Here is a 20,888-nt window from a genome sequence, read left to right as displayed (position 1 = left end):
ACCTAAACTCGCTCCAAGACTGGTAGGGCACCACTGAGAACCCCCTCCCTAGAGGGCAATTCCTCACAGAGGATTTCACAGGCGTTATTGGGGCTTTCGATCAACTTCACCTTGTGGAGTGTCGCTCCCAACTGGCGAATCGGCTCCTGCAACAACTGGGCAATGTAAATGGCAATGTTCTCTGCCGTCGGCACCACCGTCGCAAAGTAGGGAATATCTTTATTCAAAAATGTGTGATCTAGAGGTTCGATCACCTGTTCCTTGAGAACTTCCTCGAGCTTGACCAAATCAACAATCATGCCCGTCCGCGGATGGATTGCCCCTTTAACCGTAATCTCCACGTGGTAGTTGTGGCCATGGCCGTGGGGGCGGGCACATTTGCCATAGATGCGGCAGTTTTCTTCGTAGCTAAGATCTTCAAGGGCAAGGCGATGCGCCGCACTAAAGTGAGTACCAACAGAAAGATAGGCTTCCATAGGGTCTCCCGTGTAGTCCGCCCAAAGGCGGGGATGTTCAAACAGGCGAATGCGCACAAGGGGTAGATGGGGGGTCAATCGATCCCAAATCACCCGCGCAATGTGTTCCGTGGTTGGTAACGTGGCTTGAAACTCTGGCCACACTTCATTGAGGTAGGAAAAATTCAGGGGTTCAATGACTTCACGGCGAATGATGTGCTTGACATCCGATAGATTCAACACCATGCCCAACTCATCCACTGCGCCCCCCATGGAAACAAACAGTTCATAGTTGTGGCCGTGACCGGGGAAGCGACTATTGGCACCAAACCGAGCCAAATTCTCCACTTCAGACCACTCCGGCAACCAGTAGCGATGACTGGCGGCAAACTCAGCGCGGCGGTGAATAATGCAATCCATGTCGGGTTATGAAGATTTGTAACAATTCAGCCATCCTCCCCTATCCTAGCGGATTCTGGTTCCTCCAACCATTGGCTTTTTTAACGCATTTCCCTAAAGTCCGCCAAGGATGAAGGGTTTTTGCCGCACTTGGCCAATCAGCCAGCGGAGGCTGTGGTTGCTGAGAATGGACAGAGGCCCCATGACCATCAGCGATTTTACCTCTGAGCGACTGATTTTAACGACCCCGCCGGGTTGGAGCATGGCGGTCGAATGGGTTAGCTCCCGCAACGTGGCATAGGCAAACAATAGTGGTAAGACGCAAAAGAGACGAATGGGAATAGCGGCTTTGGGTACCGATAGTAAGTAGGCTTGAGCTTCATCCAAATCGTGCCAAGCGAGGGCAATCAATTCCTTAATGGCCGCATGATTTTGTTGAAGGTACTCGGCACTGAGGATGGACTGGTGGCTACTGCCTTGAAGCAGTAAAGATTCATTGGGGATATAAATCGAGTTTTCGTGCTCCGCATCCCAAGCAATATCCTTGAGAATATTCACGGTTTGCAGAGCTTCGCCAAAGGCTCCACAGCGCTTGAGCAGCACCTGATATTCTTCGGTGCCAATGCTGGGGGAATGCTCGTACCACAAATCCGTGAGCAGATAGCCAACGGTTCCAGCAACGTAATAACAGTACTCTTTATATTCCTCAAGGGTTTGAATACGGATGCCATTGGGATAGAGGTTGACAAACTTTTTCATCCCATGCACCATTTCGCTCACCCAGCGTTGGACATGCTGTTGAGAGGTGAGCGGTAAAGACCGGTAGAGGGCAAAGACAAGGCCGGTATTTTTCACCAGTTCTACATGGGCTGGCTCCCCCTGAACCCCCCGTGCCGTTTCACCATAGCTATTGGCCAGATCGGGACTGTCAAAGCACTCCAATAAGTGATCCAAGAGGGCGGTTTTCGCGGGGACGCTGGCGACGGGATCATCCTCAACGGTATCGGCAATGCGACAAATCAGATAGGCAACCAGAACCGCCCGACCCAGATTTCCGGGGAGAAAGCGAATACTGAGGGCAAATGTGCGCGAGACTTGGGGTAATATCTCTTGACAAAAGCGCTCGGCATCCTTGACGGAAACTGGGTTCTCCAGCACCATTTGAATCATATGGGGGTTCACTCCTACACATAATTGATCGATAGTTGAGTCAATCCTCGACCCTTACTCAAGCCAACGCTTTAAGACACTCCACTCGCGATTCTCTGAAGAGGTCTCGCGATCGCAACCCAACAGGACACACTTTCCACAAACAAGGATTGAGCAAAATCTATAGCTATCATACTCATATTTGTTTGTCTAGGTGGCCTGTGACAGTTGCCCAGATTGTCTCCAGTCGCATAGGGGATAGGTAACGAGTTGCCAGAACAATAACATAGCTTCAACAATTAACGGTATCAGATTTGGCGGAAACTGCCTTTCGTCCACCATAGCGGACGCTTGAGTGTGACACTCTTTCTATTGGTCAGTTTCTAAATTGCCCGCGATCGGCCTATCCAAAAGTTAAGACGTTGGTCAGCTCGAAAAGGTGTACTCCCAGCGTAGCGGGTTCTGTTAGCAGGGCAGCACAGCAAAGTTCATCGACATGGAGTGATCTATGAATTGGCAACTCGCTTTTAGTCTCTTTCTCATGGCGCTGCCGGGGAGCATTGTGACCGCTACCTTGGCTCTGCCTGTACTCTTGGATGGGCGCAGTTTGCCCCTTTCGCTGACGAGTTTGCAAATCATAACGCTGGCACAAAGTGCGTTTCTGACAGCGACTGCTGCGGTTGTGGGCACAAGGCTAGCGGATGACGTCGGACTGCGCTGCCCCCTATTGTTTGCCTTGCTGAAGGACCAAGACATTTTAATGCCTCTGCACTCTCAAGTCTTACCTGTTTTTGTCGGCGGGGTAATGGGGGGTGTAATTATCTGGGGCTTTTCGCAGCTTTTACCAGCATCGCGATCGCTCCCCTTAATTGTGGGTTTGCTCTATGGCGGCATTACCGAAGAAGTCTTGATGCGCTGGGGAGTGATGACATTTTTGGCTTGGCTAGGGTGGCGGATGGGTCAAGGGGGAGTTGGTCAAATCTCGGTGGTTTGGATGGGTACGGCTATTTTCCTGAGTGCGGTCATTTTTGGGCTATCCCATTTGCCAGTCTTCGATAGTTCAGGAAGTCACCCAAGCTTAACAAGCGTGTCTTTAATGCTCAGCGGCAATACGCTCTTTGGCCTTTTGGCGGGGTACTTGTTTTGGCAGTATGGTCTAGAAGCAGCGATGTTGACCCACGCGCTTGCCCATGTCCTAGCAGTAGCGCTCCCTATGACCAAACAATGAGTCCATGCCTTGTCCTTGTGCCCCAAGGAGCAGAATCCCAAGCGGTACAGCGGGGCTTACAGCCGTACAGCATCCCTATTATTCCCCTACGAGCCGGAGCAGCTGTCGTGACCACACCTGCCTTCATCGCTGCCCTCAAAAATCCGCCGCCAATGGTGCTGGTCTTGGGGGTCTGTGGGGGCTTGCATCCTGATGATCGAGTTGGTGACATTGTCGTCTATACAACTTGTCAGGATGAGGCTGGGCAGGCCTATCCCTTGGACGAGAGGTTGGTGGCAAAGTTAGAGCCGGCGTGGCGACGGGTCAAGGCAATTACAACTGAGAAAACCCTTTCTAGGGTGCAGGAAAAGCAAGATCTTGCTGCCCGCTGGGGGGTGGAGGTGGTGGATATGGAGGGGGTACCGCTGCTCAAGGCTTTAGCGGGGATTCCAGTGGTCATGGTGCGTGTCATTAGTGATGGGGGCGATCGCGACCTGCCGGATTTGAGTCAAGCCTTTGATGTAAAGGGCAATTTGCGCCCGTGGGCACTCACTATGGCAATGGTTCGCAACCCCGTTGCGGCGGCACGGTTAATTCAAGGGAGTCTTCAAGCCCTCAAGGTGCTAGAAAGAATTGCGCCGGCGATTGTGCAGCAACTCAATAGCTAAGATAGGGGTGGCCAGTTTGGAGAATGCTGTGGGGCAGCTCGTCGGTGAAATTTTGGGCGATCGCTATGAACTGCTGCGGGAACTGGGGTCTCATCCAGGGCGGCGGACGTATCTCGCTTTGGATCGGCGGCGCTATGAACCGGTGGTGCTGAAGCTCCTGCTCTTTGGGGGTGGAATGACGTGGGAGGACTTTAAGCTCTTTGAACGAGAGGCCGCTGTCCTGCAAACATTAGATCATCCAGCTATTCCCCGTTATCTCGACTATTTTGAAATCAATACCCCTGATCTCAAGGGCTTTGCCCTCGTCCAAACCTACATTGAGGCAAAATCCCTCGCGACTTGGCAAGTGGAAGGGCGCGTTTTTAGTGAAGAGGATTTGCGGCTACTGGCCGATCGCCTGCTCGACATTTTGATCTATCTCCATAGCCGCCAGCCACCAGTGATTCACCGCGATATTAAGCCGACGAATATTCTCTTGGGCGATCGCTCCGGTCATGATCTTGGCCAAGTCTATCTTGTGGATTTTGGGGCGGTACAAACCGCGATCGCCGGCAATACCCGAACCGTGGTCGGTACCTACGGCTATATGCCCCCCGAACAATTTGGTGGCAAAACCCTGCCCGCCAGTGATCTCTATGCCTTGGGGATGACGCTGATTCACTTGGCAACGGGCACGCCCCCCGCTGAGTTGCCGCAAAAGGAACTGCGGGTTCAGTTTCAACCCTTGGTTTCCCTCAGTCCTCCTTTTGTTCGTTGGTTAGAAAAAATGGTCGCCCCTGCCCTTGAGGAACGGTTTGATTCAGCCACAGCGGCACGCCAAGCCCTCAAGCAACTGGAGGATGCTCCTGCGAGTCTATCCTTGACCACCACAGATTCCCCTTATGGTTGCCGCCTGCGGGTTCAAGAAACACCGCAACGCTTACTTGTCCGCATTCCACCCTTGGGGTTTCATCCTGGCCTTTTCTTTTTAATTCCCTTTGCCCTAGGATGGAATGCCTTTTTGGTGGTCTGGTACAGCTTGGCCATTAGCTCCGGCTTTTGGTTGATGGCTGTTTTTGCCATTGGCCACCTTGCCGTTGGCTTGAGTCTGATTGGCACGATTCTCTACACCCTCTTGGGATGGCAGGTACTGACGGTGACAGCAAAAGAGGTGCGATTCCAAGAACACATCCTAGGCCTGTGCTGGCATCCGCCAAAAGTCTTACCCCTTGATGTGATTGACCACATTGAATTTCAGCCTCGGCACATCCGCCGCAGTAGGGAGGGCGATCGCGAGGAGGTACCTAGTAAACTGGTGATTCGGGCCGGCAGCCAAGCCATTGAACTGGTAGAAAGCTCCGTGTACTTAACACCAAGGGATTTAGAGTGGTTGGCCTATACTCTTGGGCGGTATGTAGGGCGACAGGTCATTCAGCCTTCTTAGAACTTGCCAAACGCTGGAGTGGTTCACCATTGAGACGACAGATGCGCCAGTCTGGTAGAACGGTGGCACCGATGCGTTCATAGAACTGAATTGCCGTCGTGTTCCAGTCTAAAACACTCCACTCGATGCGGCCATAGTCGCGATCGCTGGCTAGTTGTGCTAGGGCTTTGAGTAATGCTGTGCCCACCCCTTGGCGACGATAGGCGGGTAGGACAAACAAATCCTCTAACCAAAGACCGGGGCGAGTCAGGAACGTGGAGTAGGTGGTGAAAAAGAGGGCGTAGCCAATGACATCTGAGGGGGTGTGGGCAAGGAGTACCTCGGCATAGGGGCGATCGCCAAACAAGTGCTGCCGCAGCGCCTCCTCTGTACCGCTTAGCGCATGGCTGAGCTTTTCATAGGCGGCAAGCGCCTGAATCAGTTGGAAAATAGTGGGCACATCCGCTGGTGTAGCGGCGCGAATCGCAAAGGAGAGAGACACCCGACTTCAGCTAAATCGAGCGCAACCAACCGGCACTCAGGGCAACCGTAAGTGCCATGAACAACACTGTCAATGTCCAAGTGGCACGGTTTAATGTGGTTTCTGCACTTCTGGTGCTGGTAAAGAGCTGTGCCTGACCACCAATACCACCAAGGCCATCCCCCTTCGGACTGTGGAGCAAGACCAAGACAATCAGGCCGACTGCTGAAAACGCCCACAGACCCATGGCAATTTTTTCAACCATCCTCAACCTCGCTGGCAATGCCAACCCGTACAACTTGATATCCTTCTCATCTTAACCCAAGCCTAGGAGGCGGTGGCACAATACAAGATAGGCGTTTTGAACGTGCCCCATGAACCAGCACAATCTGCTTCAGCAATTGCTTTTAATTGGTGTTGGCACCACTTCCCTCGTGGCCGAAAAGTTGCGTCAAGTGAGCGACCAATGGGTAAAGGAGGGACGCCTCAATGCCGACCAAGCCAAGGCAATGGTGGAGGATGTCCTTGCTCACCTCAGGGAAGATGCCGCCTCCCTCGATGAAGCCGTACAACGGCAAACGCGCCAATTTTTAGAAAGCTTGGGGGTGCCAAAGCAGTCGGAAATTGACGAACTGCGGGGACGTATTGACCGCCTAGAACGGGATGTTAGGGAGTTAAGAAATCGCTCATGGTAAGACAACAGGTGCATCGAGCCTACGGCTGGCTTCTCTGTGGTATTGTCCTAGTGGTGGTATGGATGGTGGCCGCTCCGAGCGCGATCGCCAGTGTACCGCTAGAGGCGTCAACGGAGGCTGCGGGACTGATGGGTTCTTCAAAGGTGGTGACTACCCCCTCAGGTTTGCAATACGAGGACATTGTTGTTGGTTCAGGGGTACAGCCCCAAGTGGGCGATCGGGTGACAGTGCACTACACAGGGATGCTCACCGATGGCCGCATTTTTGATAGCTCCCGCGATCGCGGTCAACCCTTCCAGTTCCAAATTGGTGTCGGTCAAGTCATCAAAGGCTGGGATGAAGGAGTTGGCTCGATGCAGGTGGGGGGGCAGCGGCGGCTGATTATTCCCCCAAACTTAGGCTATGGTGCACGCGGTGCCGGCGGGGTGATTCCACCCAATGCGACACTGATTTTTGACGTTGAACTGTTGGCTGTGCAATAGGGCAAGGAATGCCCAAGCCTAAAGTACTGTACATCTGCCGCGAGTGTGGTGCCGAGTCTCTGCAATACTTTGGTCGCTGTCCCAATTGTGGTCAGTGGAATACCCTTGATGAGCAGGTGGTTACCCCAGTAGAGACCGCTGCTCGACGCACAACCCCCCGAAAATCGACAACTCCCCAACCCCTCAGTGCCAAAGCTCTAGGAGAGATTAGCGAACAGGCACAAAGTCGTTCTTCCTCTGGATTTGCCGAGTTGGATCGCGTCTTGGGAGGGGGAATTGTTGCTGGCTCACTGGTGTTGGTGGCAGGGGAACCGGGGATTGGCAAGTCCACACTGTTGTTGCAAATGGCAGCCTCTTTGGGGCAAGAGTGGCGGGTGCTCTATGTTTGTGCTGAGGAATCGGCGCAACAGGTGAAATTGCGATCGCAACGCTTGGGCATTGCTGCCCCCCCTTCCCTTTACCTTTTGGCAGAAACGGATTTAGACGTTATTTTGCAGGAACTGAGCCATCTGCAACCCCATCTGGCGATTCTTGATAGCATCCAAGCAGTTTATCTGCCCCAGCTGACGGCAGCTCCCGGATCAGTATCTCAGGTGCGCGAGGGAACGGCAGCCTTGATGCGCTTGGCCAAGCGGGAGCAGATGAGTCTCTTTATTGTGGGTCATGTCACAAAGGAGGGGGCGATCGCTGGCCCCAAGGTGCTGGAACATCTCGTGGATACTGTCCTCTACTTTGAGGGCGATCGCTTTGCCAGTCACCGCCTCGTACGCGCCGTAAAAAACCGCTTTGGTGCCAGTCAAGAAATTGGTGTTTTTGAAATGGGAGCGCAGGGCTTAGTAGAAGTAACCAATCCTTCCGCACTGTTTTTGGGCGATCGCGAGCCTACCCCTGGTACCGCCACCATTGTCGCCTGTGAAGGCACCCGTCCTCTGGTGGTTGAATTGCAAAGTTTGGTCAGTCCCACCAGTTATGCCTCTCCTCGCCGCACGGCCACGGGCATTGAGTACAACCGCTTTTTGCAAATTTTAGCGGTCTTGGAAAAGCGCTTAGGGGTTCCCCTCTCAAAGCTGGATGCTTATGTCGCGTCCTCTGGGGGGCTGAATGTGGCGGAACCCGCTGCTGATCTGGGGGTGGCGGTGGCTGTTGTGGCTAGTTTTCGCGATCGCTGGGTACAACCCCAAACGGTGATTATTGGTGAAGTCGGCTTGGGGGGTCAGGTGCGGGCAGTCTCCCAGTTGGAGTTACGGCTGCGGGAGGCGCTGAAGTTGGGCTTTCGCCGTGCCATTATTCCCGAAAGCCAAGCCTGTGCGATCGCTGGCTTAGATATTTATCCGGTGCGTCGTGTCAGTGATGCCATTGTTGCTGCCCTTGCACCGCTCACCTCTGATGAATCCTCGTGAAAAGGTATTTAGGGCAACAAGTCGCGATTGCTCCCAAGACGTTTGAGGGGAATTGCCCATTTGTGCAGCGGCAGCGCAAACCCAGCAGTGACGAGATAAACTGCCGCCATCAGGGGACTCAGGGACTGACAGAGTTCGCCAAGGCGATCGCGAAAACAGCGACCACTGGCATAGGCAGGAACAACGCCCCAGCCCACCTCTTCGGCGACAAAAATGAGTTGAGCTGCACACCCTTGGACACTCGCTAGCAATTCAGTAACGGTTTCTTGCCATTGATCTTGGGATTGCTCTAGACAATTCGCCACCCATGTTCCCAGCGAGTCCACTAGGGCGCAGGCATTGGACGGCAGCTCACGCAGGAGAGGAGCAAGCCCATGGGGACACTCCCGCAATTCCCACTCAGGGGGGCGGCGAGCACGGTGCTGTTCAATCCGCTGCAGCCATTCCGTGTCCTCTGGGGGGGCGATCGCCGTCGCAATATAAATCACTGGTTGTTGGCTTTGGGCAGCAAGGCATTCTGCCCACTCACTTTTGCCACTGCGACTGGGTCCAGTCACCAAGACATGATCAGGCATTGTTGGTAATTCACGTTAATTCAAGTGTCGCGGATCGAGACGCTCCCCTAGCCCCTCGCCAAGGAGTGAGAGACCCACCACCAGTAAGCTCATGGCTAGTCCAGGAAAGAGGGTGGTCCACCAAATGCCCACGGATAACCCATCCAAGGCCTGTCGCAAATCGTGCCCCCACTCCGCCACCTCAGGTGGTAGCCCCAAGCCCAAGAACCCTAGTCCCGCTAATGTCAGGATGGCATCTGCAGCATTGAGGGTGAAGAGCACAGGAATACTGGGAAGGACATTGACAAAGAGATACCGTTGAAGAATTCGCGGTGTAGAAGCACCAAGGGCGCGGGCAGCTTCAATAAAGACCTCATTTTTCAGGCTCACCGTGTGGTTGCGGACAACACGATAGTACTGGGGAATGTAGGCGACACTGAGGGCGATCGCGGCATTGAGAATCCCCTTGCCCACGACAAAGGCAACCGTGACTGCCAGCAGTAGCCCCGGCAACGTATAGATCGTATCCATCACAAAGAGCAGCCCGCGATCGAGCCAGCCCCCGCGGTAGCCACTGAGCAATCCTAGGGGTACGCCTATCCCTAAGCTGAGGAGGGTTGCGACAAAGACCACCTGTAGAGCCGCTTGAGCACCAAAGATCGTGCGGGAAAAGACATCATAGCCCAAGCGATTCGTGCCAAACCAATGCTGTGGCGAAGGCGGCGCGTGAATGGGAAAGTCAAGAAATTCCTGGGGATTGGCAATCCAACCGAGGGCTTGGCCAAGGGGAGCAAGAACCGCCAGCAGCACAAAAGTTCCACAAATAACCGCTCCCACCAGCAATAGCCGATCCGAGAGGCTGAATTTCTGCCAACGGTAGTAGAGCATCACCCTATCCCAAGAGACTGGCAAGCAAAGCCTTCTGGGCATGGAGACGATTTTCCGCCTGCTCCCAAACGCGAGACTGTGGCCCTTCAAGGACACTGGCGGTAATTTCCTCCTCGCGGTGAGCCGGCAGGCAGTGGAGAACAACCGCTCGAGGGTCGGCAAGGGCTAGCAGTTGATCATTAATTTGGTAGGGCTGAAAAATGGGCTGGCGATCGCCCGCTTCTGCTTCCTGTCCCATGCTTGCCCACACATCGGTATAAAGCGCATGGGCACCCCTCGCCGCCTCTTGGGGATCCGTGAGAACAGTCACTTCACTCTTACCGCCACTCAATGCCTTGGCTTGCGCCACAATATCAGGCAAGGGTGCAAACTGCGGTGGTGAAGCTACACGAATATTTACCCCCAACAGGGCACAGCCCAGTAGTAAAGAATGCGCCACATTGTTGCCATCGCCAATGTAGCAGAGGGTCAGTCCTGCCAGTGTGCCAAAGGATTCCCGCAGCGTCAGCAGATCCGCCAAAATTTGACAGGGATGCTCGCGATCCGTGAGGGCATTAATGACAGGCATCCGTGCATAGTCGGCAAAGAGTTGCAGTTCTGCTTGACCATAGGTGCGGATCGCCACCGCATCTAGATAGCGATCCAGTACCCGTGCCGTATCGGCTAATGGTTCACCGCGCCCTACTTGCGTGGATTGGGGGTTGAGATCAATCACCTGCCCTCCCAGTTGGTACATTGCCACCGTAAAGCTGACGCGCGTGCGGGTTGAAGCCTTTTGAAACAATAGCCCCAGCACCTTGGGACAATGGGGAGCCACCTTGCCGATTTTCATCTGTGCTGCTAAATCCAGCAGATACTCCGCCTCTGCCCGTGAAAGGTCAGCAATGCTCAGCAAATCACGCCCCCGCAGTGTTTCCATCACAAATCTCCCCACCACAACTGGTATCCACTCATGGTAGCAACCTCAGAGGCCTTCCAAATGTACAAATACAACCCTTTTCTCAAATGTGGGGGGCAAACTCCGAACCTGTCCAAAAGTGACCTTCTCAGAGGTCTATCCCTCCGAGGCACCCAACCGTGGTTCTGTCCCTGCAAGGAGGCGCTGAATATTACTCTGGTGTCGCCAAATCACAAAGACACCTGCAATCACGCTAAAGCCGACAAACGGCCACGACTGCGTAAAGAACCAAAACCAGAAGGGCAAGGCGATAGCAGCAGTGATTGAACTTAGGGAGACAATGCGGCTGGCCGCCAAGACTACTAGAAACACCCCAAAGGTGGCCAAAGCCGTGGGGGCATTGAGGGCAAGGAGCACCCCTAAACTAGTGGCAACGGACTTACCACCGCGCCAGCCCAACCAAATTGGCTTACTGTGGGCTAGAACTGCAATGAAGGCGATCGCCAGCAGCACAAATTCAACCCCACTGGCCGGTACTGTATTCCACGATTGCCCCAAGACCCATCGCGCCAAAAGAACTGCCCCTAGCCCTTTGCCCACATCGACTAAAAACGTCACCAGTCCGGGGCCTTTGCCCACCACCCGCAGCACATTGGTCGCCCCCGTTGAGCCAGAGCCATGATCACGAATATCAATTCCCCGCAGTGCTTTCGCCAAGAGGTAGCCTGTGGGAATCGAGCCGAGCAGGTAACTAATGAGCGCCAGTAGTCCAAGGATCAATGCAGTGGTCACGGGAGCCTCCAAGGGTGACTGAAACTACTCAAAGAAATCAGAACTACGGCTAGGACGTAACTGGGGTCCAGGGGCAAAGCCCAAGAGCAAGGGATATTGCAGCAGAGAAAGGCTGACTTGGGGTTGGGAATCATCAATGAGAATTAGGGGAATGTAATCCTCCTGCTCGAGGCGATCGGCCCGAAAGGCCAAAGCATCCGCAGATTCAAAGAGCGCCACCCCCTGATCGGGGCCAAAATCTTGACGGTTAATTCCTAAGCAGTCCTGCAAGCCCCGTCGCCAGTCTCCTAGACGCTCTGGCGAGTCTGCCAAGACTAAGACCCGCAGCATATCACCATAGAAGTTCCGCAGGATTGAGATGATCGCCGAGGCAACAAGGATGTTCTGCAAACGACTGGGGAGCGATCGCAGAGCACCCCGTCCTCCGAGATCAAAGAACCAACTTTCTACCCGCTCAGCGTGAACTTGCTCAAACGTGCGTCGCAACTGCCAAGGGGGGCCATAGTAGTTGGGGCTACTGCGATATTGCTCTAGCAAACGGCGAATCCGATCCGCTTCCTCCTGAAATCCCTCATCAAGAACTAACTTGGGCGGCGTTGTCGCTGTTTCTTCTGGAGCAGGGGCAGTTTCCGCTATAGCCGGCGTCGGGGGCAGCAATTCCATTTCCTCAACCGTGGCCGCCAACTCCTGCATGCTCTTGACTAGAAATTCCTTGAACCCCTGCACTCGAATCGCGAGTTCTTGGGAGGCACCCACAAAGTTGCGGCGTAGCTCCTGTTCAATGCGTTCCTTGCGCCGTTCTAGTTGCTCAATGGTGAGTTGCAGACTTTGTTGCCGCTCTTCAAGGGACTTGAGGCGATCGTGGACGAGACGATGAAACTCAGCATCGAGGGCTTGAATTTCAGCTTTGAGGGCATCGCGTTGAGCTTTGAGGGCAGTTAGTTCCTCTGGGGTGGGTTCAGAGGGAGCGGTCACCGTAGGGTCATCCGTCATTGCGAACCGTGGAAATAAAGGCTGTGCGTGGGCAGCGTTCTTGCAGGCATTGTACTAAAGTTTTGGCGTCAAACAGAATCGGCAGAAAGTGGATATTCTTGACCTCCCGAAAATAAAAGAGGACGGGAAAGGCTGGCCAAAAGACCTCCCAGTGCTGCCATTGTTGATAGGGAAAGTGGCGAATCTGTTGGCTGCCGCGATAGACATCGAGAGCGGTTGCCGTAAACTCCAAGCGCAGCGTCGCCGCCTGCACAGCCAAGAATAGCGCAAACAGGGCAAGGGGCAAGCCCAGCCACCAGCGCAGCCACCACAGGGGCAAACTCAACAGCAGAACCCCCATAGGGACAGCAAATGAGGGTTGAAGACGAACAGTGGCCAAGGAGGTTCCTTGCATGGTTTTACTCTACTCCTGAGGGGTAGTTGGCTCTTCTAATTTTGGCAAATCCGCTGCAGTGGCAGCAGTTTCCTGTTCAGTAACCTCAGGCGCAGTGGTCGCTGGAGTCGGTTGTTCCAAAGGTGGGGACTGCTTGGATAGAGCTCGCGGGCTGACAAGAACAGAACGAGTCGGGCTTTCTGCTTTCTTGAAGGGATTCAGGCGCTGCCAGAAGGGTTTTTGCGGCGTGGGGGGCGGTGTCTCCTCGGCTGCTTTGACGGCGGGTTCTGGCGTTGGCTCTGGTGCAACGGGCGTTTCCTCTACAGGTTCAACAGTGGGTGTCGGTGCCTCTACCGCTGACGTTGGTGCAGATTCCTCAGCAACGGGGGTCTGAGCGGCAGATTCTTCAACGATGGGTGGTGGCTCTGGGGTCGCTTCGGAGGGAGGGGGAGATGTCTCAACGACAGGTGGTGGCTCTGGGGTCGGTTCAGGGGGTAGGTTGCTGGGGAGATCCGGACTGAGGCTACTTTGGAGATTTTTGGCTGCCAGTTCTCCCCGCAGTAAGCGTGAGAGGACATCCTTACCATTGGGCTGATAGGTCACGAGGCGGGTAATGGGATTGTAGGGAGAGGGGATACGCTGACCATTGCCATCAAGGAGTTCGAGGCGCACCCAGTTGTCTCCCGGCTTGAGTCCGGTGAGATAGTACGCCTGCCAGCGATCGACGGTGAAGGATTGACCATTAATCGTGCACCGCACCTGCCATACTTTTTCATTGTTCAATTGCTGATCTAAAGGCAGGTTACTGAGATAAAAATCGAGGAGCACCGGCTCAGCCCCGTAGGTGCCGGCGGGTTGGTTGTAGGTGAGGAGAGGCAGCTTGGCAATTCGAGTGTCCTCATCTGCGGTGTAAAGATGAAAGACGGTTTGGGCGTAGGCAAGGGGATTTTTCAGGCTTTCACCCCACGGATAGACGACAAAAGCACGGAGAAGGTGCGTTCCCGGCTCAAGATTAGTAAATTCAATGGGGGTGCTCAGGTCATAGACACTGCGGCTGGGCAGATCATCGAGTACCACCTCCACATGGGGACCTAGACTGGTGCGTTCATCTCGAAAAAGGCGTAGCCCTTGGACACTCAGCTTGACGGTGACGTCGCGGCTTTCGAGGGTTTGGTTAGCGGCGGGGGTGAGAATTTTTAGCCGAGGTTCGTAGCGATCGAACCAATCCTTCATATCCTCAATAGCCACAGGAGCCGCCACCTCTGCCAGCGAGCCACTGGATTTTGCCGCGGCGATGCCTCCCACTGACCACAGGAGAACGATGCTGAGAACGAAAGCGATCGCCCGTTGCCAACAGACCTGCCAACCCTTCATGCCAACCTCAGACTGTTGTAGTACCAAGGACAATTTTCGCAGACGGACTACCCACTTCAGCAATCAATTCTAGGGGTTGTAGATCACATGGCCACTGCTAAATTCCCGCACTTCGCCATTGCTGAGGCGCACCTGTAATGTCCCGCGATCGCTAATGCCCACGCCGATTCCTTGCCATTCCTGTTCTCCTTGGACAAGGGTGAGCGATCGCCCGCGTAAAAAATCGCGTTCCGCCGAGATCCCCGCCCACTGTAACCCTTGCCAGCACCAAAGGAGTTCAGCGCGAATTGCTGCTAAGAGTTCCAAATCCGTAGGAACCTCCTGAGACGGATAGAGGAGCGTGTGGAGGCTAATGGCCTGAGGAAGACCCATTGCTGCAACATCAACACAGCGGTTGAGACCAATTCCCACCACCAGCCAAGGGGAGCGACTTTCACAGAGAATCCCCGCGAGTTTTTTGCCCCGTGCTATCACATCATTTGGCCACTTCAGTTGTAACTCCCGATCCACCTGCGGTCGCAATGCACTTAGCGCTCGCATCACGGCTATTCCTGCTTGAAGACTTGGGGCGGCGATCGTCCGCGATTGGGGGAGGATAAATGAGGCTGTTAACACCCCCTTCGGAGATTGCCAAGAGCGGTTGTACTGACCGCGGCCGTGGGTTTGAGCCTGAGTATAGATGACTTGACCACCATAGAGTTGATCGGCATGCTGCAATGCCCACGTATTCGTGCTCTCACAGGTTTCTAGCCACACCAACCAAGGAAAGGTCATGGCTCACCTACTTAGGAACGGAAACCGATGGCTCAATTAATGCCCGCAAGAGTTCTGGTTTCGGCTGTCCCCCCACCCGTTCAAAAAACACCCGAAGGGTCTGATCTAGCCACTGCGCCAGTGCTGCATAGCCTTCGGGGAGTGTTGTGATTTTCGCAGCGACAAAATAGCGATCGCCCGTGTGGGGAGCTGGCACGAGAATATTCGCCGCTTGGCAGTTATTCAAAGCAATCTCAATTTGACTGCGACTAAGCTCCGTTGGCGCGGTTTTCTCAATCATGGTGGCCAGTTCTTCTAGAGTAGCAGCGCGATCGCGATGGTCAAGGAGGCAAGCCAAAACATAGGCCAAGGTGTGCGGCGGGGCGATCGCCACCCGTGCGTGACTCAAGAGCGCGCGATAGGTTGCCAGACTATGGAGGGGACGCTTTTCAAAATTGGCCATCACCACAGCAGCAGGGGGTAAATGCTCCCGTAGGCCAAGACGCAGTTGATTGGCACTGCCCTGACGATGAAAAACGCAGAAGATCGTGTTTTTGCAGACGTAGCGCAAGTATTCCGAGAACTTGACCATCCCCAACAGCAAAATGTCAAAGTTGGGCAGTAGGGCTTGCACCGCCCCTTGGACTTTGCTAATGGGTAGCCCTTCTTCCCGCAGGAGTTTACTGCACTCTGGATCACGGCGATACCAATCGAGAATCTCCCGCGTTTTGGCGATCGCCCCCTCGGCATGGCGAGCCAAGCTGACACTCAAATCCGCACACAAACGACGATTATCGGGATCTAAGGGAATGGCGGAGGGTGGGATGCTCGGCGGCGGAGCTTCAATGGGGGAAGCGGGACTAGGGACAGGCGGGCGGGGTTTTAGGGTTGGATCAGGGATGTGGACAAAGGCATCACAAATGGCCTGAAAACTCTTGCCCGCCGCATCTTCGTAGGCACAGCCAATGACTGTTTTGCCGTACTGCCGTAACTTCTTGGCAAGGGAGCCAAAGCCACCATCGCCGGAGACAATCACAAACGTATCAAAGCGGTCATCCTGAAAAATCAAATCCACCACATCAATGGCCAATTGAATATCAGCAGCATTTTTGCGATTTTCGTAGGAAAAACCAAAGACCTGTACAGGTTCAATGCCCAATTGGTGCATCTCCCGGCGCAGCGACCCAAGGCGGGCATCACTCCAGTTGGCATAGGCACGTTGCAGCAGCACCCGCTCAATGGGATACGCTTGGCGAATATGGGCTTGGATGGCAGCGAGGGAGATTTTGGCCACATCTGCGGCTTTGATGTTGTAGCCTTTGATCAGGTTTTCAATGTCGTAGAAAATAGCGGTACAACGCGAGCCATTCCCAGAAGTTTGGGTTTCAAGGTGTTCCAGTCTTTCCTCTAAACGTTGGAGGAGGTCTTCAATCTGGGGGGTTAGGGAATGACGTTGACGATCTTGCACCCATGTGCCCACCAAGGCCCCCGCAGAACTGACCACCACCACAGGCAGTGGTTCACGGGTTAGAGTAACGGCGAGCGAACCCGCCACAATCGCCCCCAAAGGCGGTATGTACCAGTGCTGCCATGTCATCGTTCTACAGCGCCTTAGCAAACTCCCCTCAAAAGCTAGTTTCCTTCAGCAGTGCCATCCCGCGATCGCAAATCGTTTTTGCATAGTCTGTCCAGCGACCACTCCCCCAGTAGCGAAAACAACTCGTTTGTGACGTGAGCACATAGAGCAGTGCCTCCCGATAGGCAGGGGTTTGGGTGATTTGGGGATTGGCCGCCACTAAAGGATCATAGATGCGGTGAAACTCGGCACTCAGGCGTTCCATCGGTTGCAGAACTGTCTCATAGCCCTTGACCCAACTGAGGTGATTCGTCCAAGAGACACCCTCCATGGAGAAGTGGGGATTGGTTTGTTCGAGGTGGGCGATCGCCGCCGCAACCCTTTCTGGCGTCATTGGGCTATCCCCTAAGGTCTGCCAGAGTAGAGGTTGGTGTACCGCTTGACAGCGAGGAAATTGATCACTAGTCACCCCCTGAGCCGCCAAGAGGGCAAGGTACTCACTGCCATTGAGACCCACCACACCCGCCTGTGGATTGGCCTTGATTTCATGCCACACCGGCATAAAATCGCGGGGATATTCATTCATCATTACACCGCCATTTTCACCATCGGCAATTTGACTCACACAGGGGGGAGACAGGGGGGCTTGCCAGTGAGTGGCCAGCTGCCTAGCTTCGTGATAAGGCTGCATTTGCGCCACAAGTTTCGTATCCGAGCCTTGGGTTTTAATCAGCACCGGGATTTCCGCCACCTGCCCTTGGGAGTTACGAGCCACCAACACATTGGGCACATATTTAGCAGCATCGGGCAGGGGTGAACCGTCCAACTGTTCGACACTGTGCTCCTGTACCAGCAACCAACTGTATCCACAGCGTTTGAGGCAGGTCACCAAGGTAAAGAGCATATCCGGATGGTTCGGGAGGTGCATTTCTGGCAGCGAAAAGCCCTGTACCCGTTGCAGCGCCTTAACGCCAAAGAGTGCCACAAATTGATGCTGCCAAGCGCGAATATGCAACTCAATGTCGGCGATTGGAGTGGAGGGAATCACCGCATGTCCCCAGCAGGTGCCCAGCCATTCCACGTAGGGAGCATAAGCATCGACGGTAATCCGCCGCAGGGCGTCGAGCACATCCTCCTGTCCCATTTGCTCTAGACCCCAGAGAAGGTTGCCAGAGTAATCCAGCATAATGCGGGGTTGACAACCTTCAGCCACTAACTGGGGAATCCAGTCCCCCATGCGCCGATAACACCAGAGAAATTGAGTCGCGTTGTGATTGTCTCCCTCTTCGGGATGCAGCAGCATATACTGCAAGTGACTGATCAGGCGTTCTCCTTCCCCCGCCGGAATGGTTGGTTGGTGCATGTGGAGCGCACAGGCAAAGGCGGCGCGAATGGGGGCGATCGTTTGAGGCGGCAAAGGAGATTGGCGAGGGAGCTGGCTCAGCTGCTGTTCCCAACCACTGAGAACAGGTTCCCCTTGAGGCGGACAGGTTGACCAAGGGAGGGTAGGGCGGGGCATGATTCAAGCTCGAAAAACTTGGGCGGGATCAAGACGCATCACTTTTTGAATCGCCAATAGCGAAGCACTGACACACATGGCCACGGTGGCACTAAAAACGGCTAAGGCAAGTTGGGGTGTAATGACAATTTGGATGGCACGGGCGTGCATGGTCCAGATGCCGAGTCCCCAGCAGAGGCCTAGGCCGGGTAGGTACCCCAGTACAGCCATCCAGAGAGCTTGTTCAATAATGATTCGATACAAATACCAGTCAGAGGCACCCATGGCTTTGAGCGTGCCATATTCCTGGAGGCGATCGCTCACCGAGGAATAGAGAATCTGACTAACAATCACGACCCCTACAACCATGCCCACCCCTGCTCCTAGTCCCAAAATGAACCCCACACTGGTACTGGCCAACCAATAGCGCCGCGTCATTTCAGTCAGGGCAGCACGACTGAGCACTTGATAGTTGGGAAAGGCTGCCCGCAATCGCTCCTGTACCTTTGCTAAATCTTCTCCCGGCTTAGCTTTCACCATGACATAGGTGATACGGGTACTAGGGGAGACAAGGGGCAAAAATTCCGGTATCGGTTCACTCGTGTCAAATCGAGGAAAATTTAGATAAAGATTGGCAGTTTCTAGGGAAGTAAAGACATAGGGGCTAGAGACAATTGATTTCACACCACGGCTCCAGCCAATGACCGTCGCTGGGTAGTTATTCACGCGACCTTGCTCCCCTAGAGCTGTGAGGGAAAGGGCATTGAGGTCAATGCGATCCACAATGACACTGTAGGGTTTCTCTAGCTCCGTCAGGGCTGCACCAGCAACGGTTGTCAAAGGCAGCAACGTTCCCCTAGGTTCAAGGCCAACCACTTGCACCGGATCGATCGCCTCTGTCTCTGAACGCCGCCACATAGCTGATTGGATCAGGAGCGGTTCTGCGGCTGCAACCCCTTCAACTGCTTGGGCATCGAGGACAACTTGATACTCAATGGGTAACGTCAGGCCAAAATAACGCAGCTCGTTCGAGGCAATCCAGAAATCCGCTTGGCTTCTATTCACCAAGAGAGTGGCGGAGCGACCAAATCCCTCAAGGAGTCCAGTTTGAACCGTGACGAGGCTAACGGCAAACGTAATACCTAGTTGGGCAACAAGAAAGCGGCTAAAGTCTTCTAAGAGATTTTTGCGGGCAAGGGAGACCATTTTTCTATCTTAAGTTTGCGGTGGGGGCATGTCTAGACCCTGCTAGGCAGTTGGGGCAATAACGGCCACCTTAGGCGGCTAGTAGAAAATCCCTCGTTAAAAACTCTGCCGGCACCTCTTGTTCTTGGGGCAAGTAAATAGCAACTTGAATCTGCATTTGTGAAAGATAACGACACATCAGTGGTCCTATTTCTCTCCAGTCTAGACCCCCCAAGCCGCAGCCAAGGGCGGGAACAGCAAGAGATTGAATGCCTTCTGCTTGATAGCTATCCACTAACCATTGCAAGCCTCGCTCAATTCCTGTAATGTCAGACGATTGTTTCCAGTGAGTTTTAGTCGGAAAGAGTAAAAACCATTTATTAGCATTCAAGTTGGGTAAGCTCAAAGGCTCATCCGCTAAATCGCTGTCTAGGGAAGCTTCACGTTTATACAAATATGGTTTGCCCATTGTAAGTTGCTTTTTCTTGCAGACATCTTGATAGACGACGTACATATCCGGAAATTGATATTTTGCCCGTGAGGCTAATCCCTTACCCATCACACCGACAGTATTGACACTAATTGTTAAGGTTTGCATTTGGGAGAAGAACATATCTCCATCCACCCAAGATAGATGGCTCGTAATTGCAGCACGTCGTCGGGGCTGGAAAAACATGTGTGGTTCAACTACGACTTCGACAGAACTGAACTGTTGTCGAAGGCGCTCTGCCATCTCTTGATTTACAACATAGACAGAATGAATCTCAGTGGGGGGAACCACTTTTGGAATCAGGCATTCTGCCATAATTTTTCGTTTTGTGCCATCTTCAGTTTTCCACCAGTCATTATAGAGAATGCTCCAATAATCGCGATAGATGATTTGTAATCCAGTTTTAACATCGCGGATTTCAGTAACTGAGTGGGCTGCATTCCCTAAAGCAATCAAGGTTCCTTTGGTATCTAGGACACGGGGTTTAATTCCTAAAATGACAACATTGCTTTTATTGATTTCACTGAGTACTTTATAAAGCATGGGATTTCGGGGTTGAAAATAGAGGTTGGCATACTGCCATAGACTCTGACCATTTGGCGTGAGACGGTGTTGCCGACGCGCAACGATTTCTGCGTTATAGATGGGTGTGGGGGAAAGACCGCGTTCTACGACTTGCTCATGTGCAAGGATTCCATGTTGGAAGATAGAGGGAAGGTTGTTCACATGGGTAATGTAATACAAGCTTTTGATCTTGAATTCAGGCATTCTTAACCTCTAGAGATTTTTTGAGTTTGGTCTTTGATCCAACTCAAGTAGGTAGGAGAACCGGCAATAATTGGCAGGGCAATGATTTCTGGAACTTCATAACTGTGTAATGTCAGGAGGCGATCGCGCACCTGCTCAAACAGGGCAGTACGGGTTTTAATCAGCAGTTGCCATTCGGAATCGCGATGCACTGCCCCCTGCCAGCGGTATATTGATCGAATAGGTAGAACCTGCACACAGGCGGCTAGGTGCTCAGCCACCAGTTGATCGGCTAAAGAGAGTGCTTCAGTTTCCGTAGCAGTGGTAACAATCACCACACAGTACTCTGTTGCCGTTTCCAAGCCTACTGTCCTCGCGTCACCCTTGATGATGTCGATCATATCCTGAACAAATCTTCAATAAAATCGT

General features: G+C 53.6%; 23 protein-coding genes. 6 read left to right on the top strand and 17 right to left on the bottom strand.

The window, feature by feature from the left end:
* Positions 1 to 2: 2 nt before the first annotated feature.
* Positions 3 to 875: a 6-carboxytetrahydropterin synthase gene (locus NBE99_RS00785; protein ID WP_250682627.1), complete on the bottom strand. Its 873-nt coding sequence runs from the start codon at positions 873 to 875 to the stop codon at positions 3 to 5.
* A 93-nt stretch (positions 876 to 968) separates the two neighbouring features.
* Positions 969 to 2,024: a phytoene/squalene synthase family protein gene (locus NBE99_RS00780; RefSeq protein WP_250682626.1), complete on the bottom strand. Its 1,056-nt coding sequence runs from the start codon at positions 2,022 to 2,024 to the stop codon at positions 969 to 971.
* A 487-nt stretch (positions 2,025 to 2,511) separates the two neighbouring features.
* Between NBE99_RS00780 and NBE99_RS00775 the strand changes: the two genes are divergently transcribed.
* From NBE99_RS00775 to NBE99_RS00765, 3 genes are read left to right on the top strand one after another with little or no spacing between them, the layout of a single operon-like run.
* On the top strand, positions 2,512 to 3,231 hold the full coding sequence (locus NBE99_RS00775; protein ID WP_250682625.1) for a CPBP family intramembrane glutamic endopeptidase: 720 nt from the start codon (positions 2,512 to 2,514) through the stop codon (positions 3,229 to 3,231).
* The gene (locus NBE99_RS00770; protein ID WP_250682624.1) at positions 3,228 to 3,878 is read left to right on the top strand and encodes a hypothetical protein; all 651 of its coding nucleotides are present in this window, start codon (positions 3,228 to 3,230) and stop codon (positions 3,876 to 3,878) included. The genes NBE99_RS00775 and NBE99_RS00770 overlap by 4 nt, the downstream gene beginning before the upstream one ends.
* 28 nt (positions 3,879 to 3,906) lie before the next feature.
* A complete protein-coding gene (locus tag NBE99_RS00765; protein WP_250682623.1) occupies positions 3,907 to 5,301 on the top strand; it encodes a serine/threonine-protein kinase in 1,395 nt (464 codons plus the stop codon).
* Here the strand turns inward: NBE99_RS00765 and NBE99_RS00760 are convergent.
* The gene (locus NBE99_RS00760; RefSeq protein WP_250682622.1) at positions 5,285 to 5,782 is read right to left on the bottom strand and encodes a GNAT family N-acetyltransferase; all 498 of its coding nucleotides are present in this window, start codon (positions 5,780 to 5,782) and stop codon (positions 5,285 to 5,287) included. The two genes, NBE99_RS00765 and NBE99_RS00760, sit on opposite strands and share 17 nt — an antisense overlap.
* Positions 5,783 to 5,792: 10 nt before the next feature.
* A complete protein-coding gene (gene secG / locus NBE99_RS00755; protein WP_250682621.1) occupies positions 5,793 to 6,026 on the bottom strand; it encodes a preprotein translocase subunit SecG in 234 nt (77 codons plus the stop codon).
* 109 nt (positions 6,027 to 6,135) lie between these two features.
* Between secG and NBE99_RS00750 the strand changes: the two genes are divergently transcribed.
* The 3 genes from NBE99_RS00750 to radA are packed head-to-tail and all read left to right on the top strand — an operon-like array spanning position 6,136 to position 8,338.
* Complete coding sequence (locus tag NBE99_RS00750; protein WP_250682620.1) at positions 6,136 to 6,456, top strand: phasin family protein; 321 nt, start codon at positions 6,136 to 6,138, stop codon at positions 6,454 to 6,456.
* Entirely contained in the window at positions 6,450 to 6,938 is a 489-nt protein-coding gene (locus NBE99_RS00745) for an FKBP-type peptidyl-prolyl cis-trans isomerase (protein WP_250682619.1), read from the top strand. Before NBE99_RS00750 ends, NBE99_RS00745 begins: the two co-directional genes overlap by 7 nt.
* An 8-nt stretch (positions 6,939 to 6,946) precedes the next feature.
* On the top strand, positions 6,947 to 8,338 hold the full coding sequence (radA, locus tag NBE99_RS00740) for a DNA repair protein RadA (protein ID WP_250682618.1): 1,392 nt from the start codon (positions 6,947 to 6,949) through the stop codon (positions 8,336 to 8,338).
* Positions 8,339 to 8,346: 8 nt separating this feature from the next.
* On the opposite strand, the gene cobU is transcribed toward radA, so the two are convergent.
* The 13 genes from cobU to cutA all read right to left on the bottom strand — a co-directional run bounded on the left by cobU (position 8,347) and on the right by cutA (position 20,860).
* Positions 8,347 to 8,913: a bifunctional adenosylcobinamide kinase/adenosylcobinamide-phosphate guanylyltransferase gene (gene cobU / locus NBE99_RS00735; RefSeq protein WP_250682617.1), complete on the bottom strand. Its 567-nt coding sequence runs from the start codon at positions 8,911 to 8,913 to the stop codon at positions 8,347 to 8,349.
* A gap of 15 nt (positions 8,914 to 8,928) precedes the next feature.
* Entirely contained in the window at positions 8,929 to 9,780 is an 852-nt protein-coding gene (locus NBE99_RS00730; RefSeq protein ID WP_250682616.1) for an ABC transporter permease, read from the bottom strand.
* A 4-nt stretch (positions 9,781 to 9,784) separates the two neighbouring features.
* A complete protein-coding gene (gene argF / locus NBE99_RS00725) occupies positions 9,785 to 10,699 on the bottom strand; it encodes an ornithine carbamoyltransferase (RefSeq protein ID WP_250683666.1) in 915 nt (304 codons plus the stop codon).
* A 135-nt stretch (positions 10,700 to 10,834) separates the two neighbouring features.
* A complete protein-coding gene (gene plsY, locus NBE99_RS00720; RefSeq protein ID WP_250682615.1) occupies positions 10,835 to 11,470 on the bottom strand; it encodes a glycerol-3-phosphate 1-O-acyltransferase PlsY in 636 nt (211 codons plus the stop codon).
* 24 nt (positions 11,471 to 11,494) lie between these two features.
* Entirely contained in the window at positions 11,495 to 12,463 is a 969-nt protein-coding gene (locus NBE99_RS00715) for a DUF3086 domain-containing protein (protein ID WP_250682614.1), read from the bottom strand.
* On the bottom strand, positions 12,453 to 12,857 hold the full coding sequence (locus NBE99_RS00710; RefSeq protein WP_250682613.1) for a DUF3119 family protein: 405 nt from the start codon (positions 12,855 to 12,857) through the stop codon (positions 12,453 to 12,455). The genes NBE99_RS00715 and NBE99_RS00710 overlap by 11 nt, the downstream gene beginning before the upstream one ends.
* A 9-nt stretch (positions 12,858 to 12,866) precedes the next feature.
* Complete coding sequence (locus NBE99_RS00705; RefSeq protein ID WP_250682612.1) at positions 12,867 to 14,210, bottom strand: hypothetical protein; 1,344 nt, start codon at positions 14,208 to 14,210, stop codon at positions 12,867 to 12,869.
* 69 nt (positions 14,211 to 14,279) lie between these two features.
* Entirely contained in the window at positions 14,280 to 14,984 is a 705-nt protein-coding gene (locus NBE99_RS00700; RefSeq protein WP_250682611.1) for a biotin--[acetyl-CoA-carboxylase] ligase, read from the bottom strand.
* A gap of 7 nt (positions 14,985 to 14,991) precedes the next feature.
* Entirely contained in the window at positions 14,992 to 16,560 is a 1,569-nt protein-coding gene (locus NBE99_RS00695; protein ID WP_250682610.1) for an NYN domain-containing protein, read from the bottom strand.
* A gap of 28 nt (positions 16,561 to 16,588) precedes the next feature.
* Positions 16,589 to 18,058 carry a glycosyl hydrolase family 57 gene (locus NBE99_RS00690; RefSeq protein ID WP_250682609.1) on the bottom strand — a complete coding sequence of 490 codons (1,470 nt, stop codon included), beginning with the start codon at positions 18,056 to 18,058 and terminating at the stop codon, positions 16,589 to 16,591.
* A 3-nt stretch (positions 18,059 to 18,061) separates the two neighbouring features.
* Entirely contained in the window at positions 18,062 to 19,243 is a 1,182-nt protein-coding gene (locus tag NBE99_RS00685; protein WP_250682608.1) for an FtsX-like permease family protein, read from the bottom strand.
* A 70-nt stretch (positions 19,244 to 19,313) separates the two neighbouring features.
* The gene (locus NBE99_RS00680) at positions 19,314 to 20,480 is read right to left on the bottom strand and encodes a DarT ssDNA thymidine ADP-ribosyltransferase family protein (protein ID WP_250682607.1); all 1,167 of its coding nucleotides are present in this window, start codon (positions 20,478 to 20,480) and stop codon (positions 19,314 to 19,316) included.
* A gap of 2 nt (positions 20,481 to 20,482) precedes the next feature.
* On the bottom strand, positions 20,483 to 20,860 hold the full coding sequence (gene cutA, locus NBE99_RS00675; protein ID WP_315897275.1) for a divalent-cation tolerance protein CutA: 378 nt from the start codon (positions 20,858 to 20,860) through the stop codon (positions 20,483 to 20,485).
* Between the last annotated feature and the right edge of the window lie 28 nt (positions 20,861 to 20,888).

This window comes from Thermosynechococcus sp. HN-54 (assembly GCF_023650955.1).
Lineage (GTDB): Bacteria > Cyanobacteriota > Cyanobacteriia > Thermosynechococcales > Thermosynechococcaceae > Thermosynechococcus.
The sequence above is the reverse complement of the archived record's forward strand: the minus strand, read 5'-3'. Positions and strand labels throughout refer to the sequence as shown.

Bases quoted from the DNA above. Each gene is read 5' to 3' on its own strand.
- NBE99_RS00785 (WP_250682627.1), bottom strand. From the start codon at position 875: ATGGATTGCATTATTCACCGCCGCGCTGAGTTTGCCGCCAGTCATCGC.
- NBE99_RS00780 (WP_250682626.1), bottom strand. From the start codon at position 2,024: ATGATTCAAATGGTGCTGGAGAACCCAGTTTCCGTCAAGGATGCCGAG.
- NBE99_RS00775 (WP_250682625.1), top strand. From the start codon at position 2,512: ATGAATTGGCAACTCGCTTTTAGTCTCTTTCTCATGGCGCTGCCGGGG.
- NBE99_RS00770 (WP_250682624.1), top strand. From the start codon at position 3,228: ATGAGTCCATGCCTTGTCCTTGTGCCCCAAGGAGCAGAATCCCAAGCG.
- secG (WP_250682621.1), bottom strand. From the start codon at position 6,026: ATGGTTGAAAAAATTGCCATGGGTCTGTGGGCGTTTTCAGCAGTCGGC.
- NBE99_RS00750 (WP_250682620.1), top strand. From the start codon at position 6,136: ATGAACCAGCACAATCTGCTTCAGCAATTGCTTTTAATTGGTGTTGGC.
- NBE99_RS00745 (WP_250682619.1), top strand. From the start codon at position 6,450: ATGGTAAGACAACAGGTGCATCGAGCCTACGGCTGGCTTCTCTGTGGT.
- radA (WP_250682618.1), top strand. From the start codon at position 6,947: ATGCCCAAGCCTAAAGTACTGTACATCTGCCGCGAGTGTGGTGCCGAG.
- cobU (WP_250682617.1), bottom strand. From the start codon at position 8,913: ATGCCTGATCATGTCTTGGTGACTGGACCCAGTCGCAGTGGCAAAAGT.
- NBE99_RS00730 (WP_250682616.1), bottom strand. From the start codon at position 9,780: ATGCTCTACTACCGTTGGCAGAAATTCAGCCTCTCGGATCGGCTATTG.
- argF (WP_250683666.1), bottom strand. From the start codon at position 10,699: ATGGAAACACTGCGGGGGCGTGATTTGCTGAGCATTGCTGACCTTTCA.
- NBE99_RS00715 (WP_250682614.1), bottom strand. From the start codon at position 12,463: ATGACGGATGACCCTACGGTGACCGCTCCCTCTGAACCCACCCCAGAG.
- NBE99_RS00710 (WP_250682613.1), bottom strand. From the start codon at position 12,857: ATGCAAGGAACCTCCTTGGCCACTGTTCGTCTTCAACCCTCATTTGCT.
- NBE99_RS00705 (WP_250682612.1), bottom strand. From the start codon at position 14,210: ATGAAGGGTTGGCAGGTCTGTTGGCAACGGGCGATCGCTTTCGTTCTC.
- NBE99_RS00700 (WP_250682611.1), bottom strand. From the start codon at position 14,984: ATGACCTTTCCTTGGTTGGTGTGGCTAGAAACCTGTGAGAGCACGAAT.
- NBE99_RS00695 (WP_250682610.1), bottom strand. From the start codon at position 16,560: ATGACATGGCAGCACTGGTACATACCGCCTTTGGGGGCGATTGTGGCG.
- NBE99_RS00690 (WP_250682609.1), bottom strand. From the start codon at position 18,058: ATGCCCCGCCCTACCCTCCCTTGGTCAACCTGTCCGCCTCAAGGGGAA.
- NBE99_RS00685 (WP_250682608.1), bottom strand. From the start codon at position 19,243: ATGGTCTCCCTTGCCCGCAAAAATCTCTTAGAAGACTTTAGCCGCTTT.
- NBE99_RS00680 (WP_250682607.1), bottom strand. From the start codon at position 20,480: ATGCCTGAATTCAAGATCAAAAGCTTGTATTACATTACCCATGTGAAC.
- cutA (WP_315897275.1), bottom strand. From the start codon at position 20,860: ATGATCGACATCATCAAGGGTGACGCGAGGACAGTAGGCTTGGAAACG.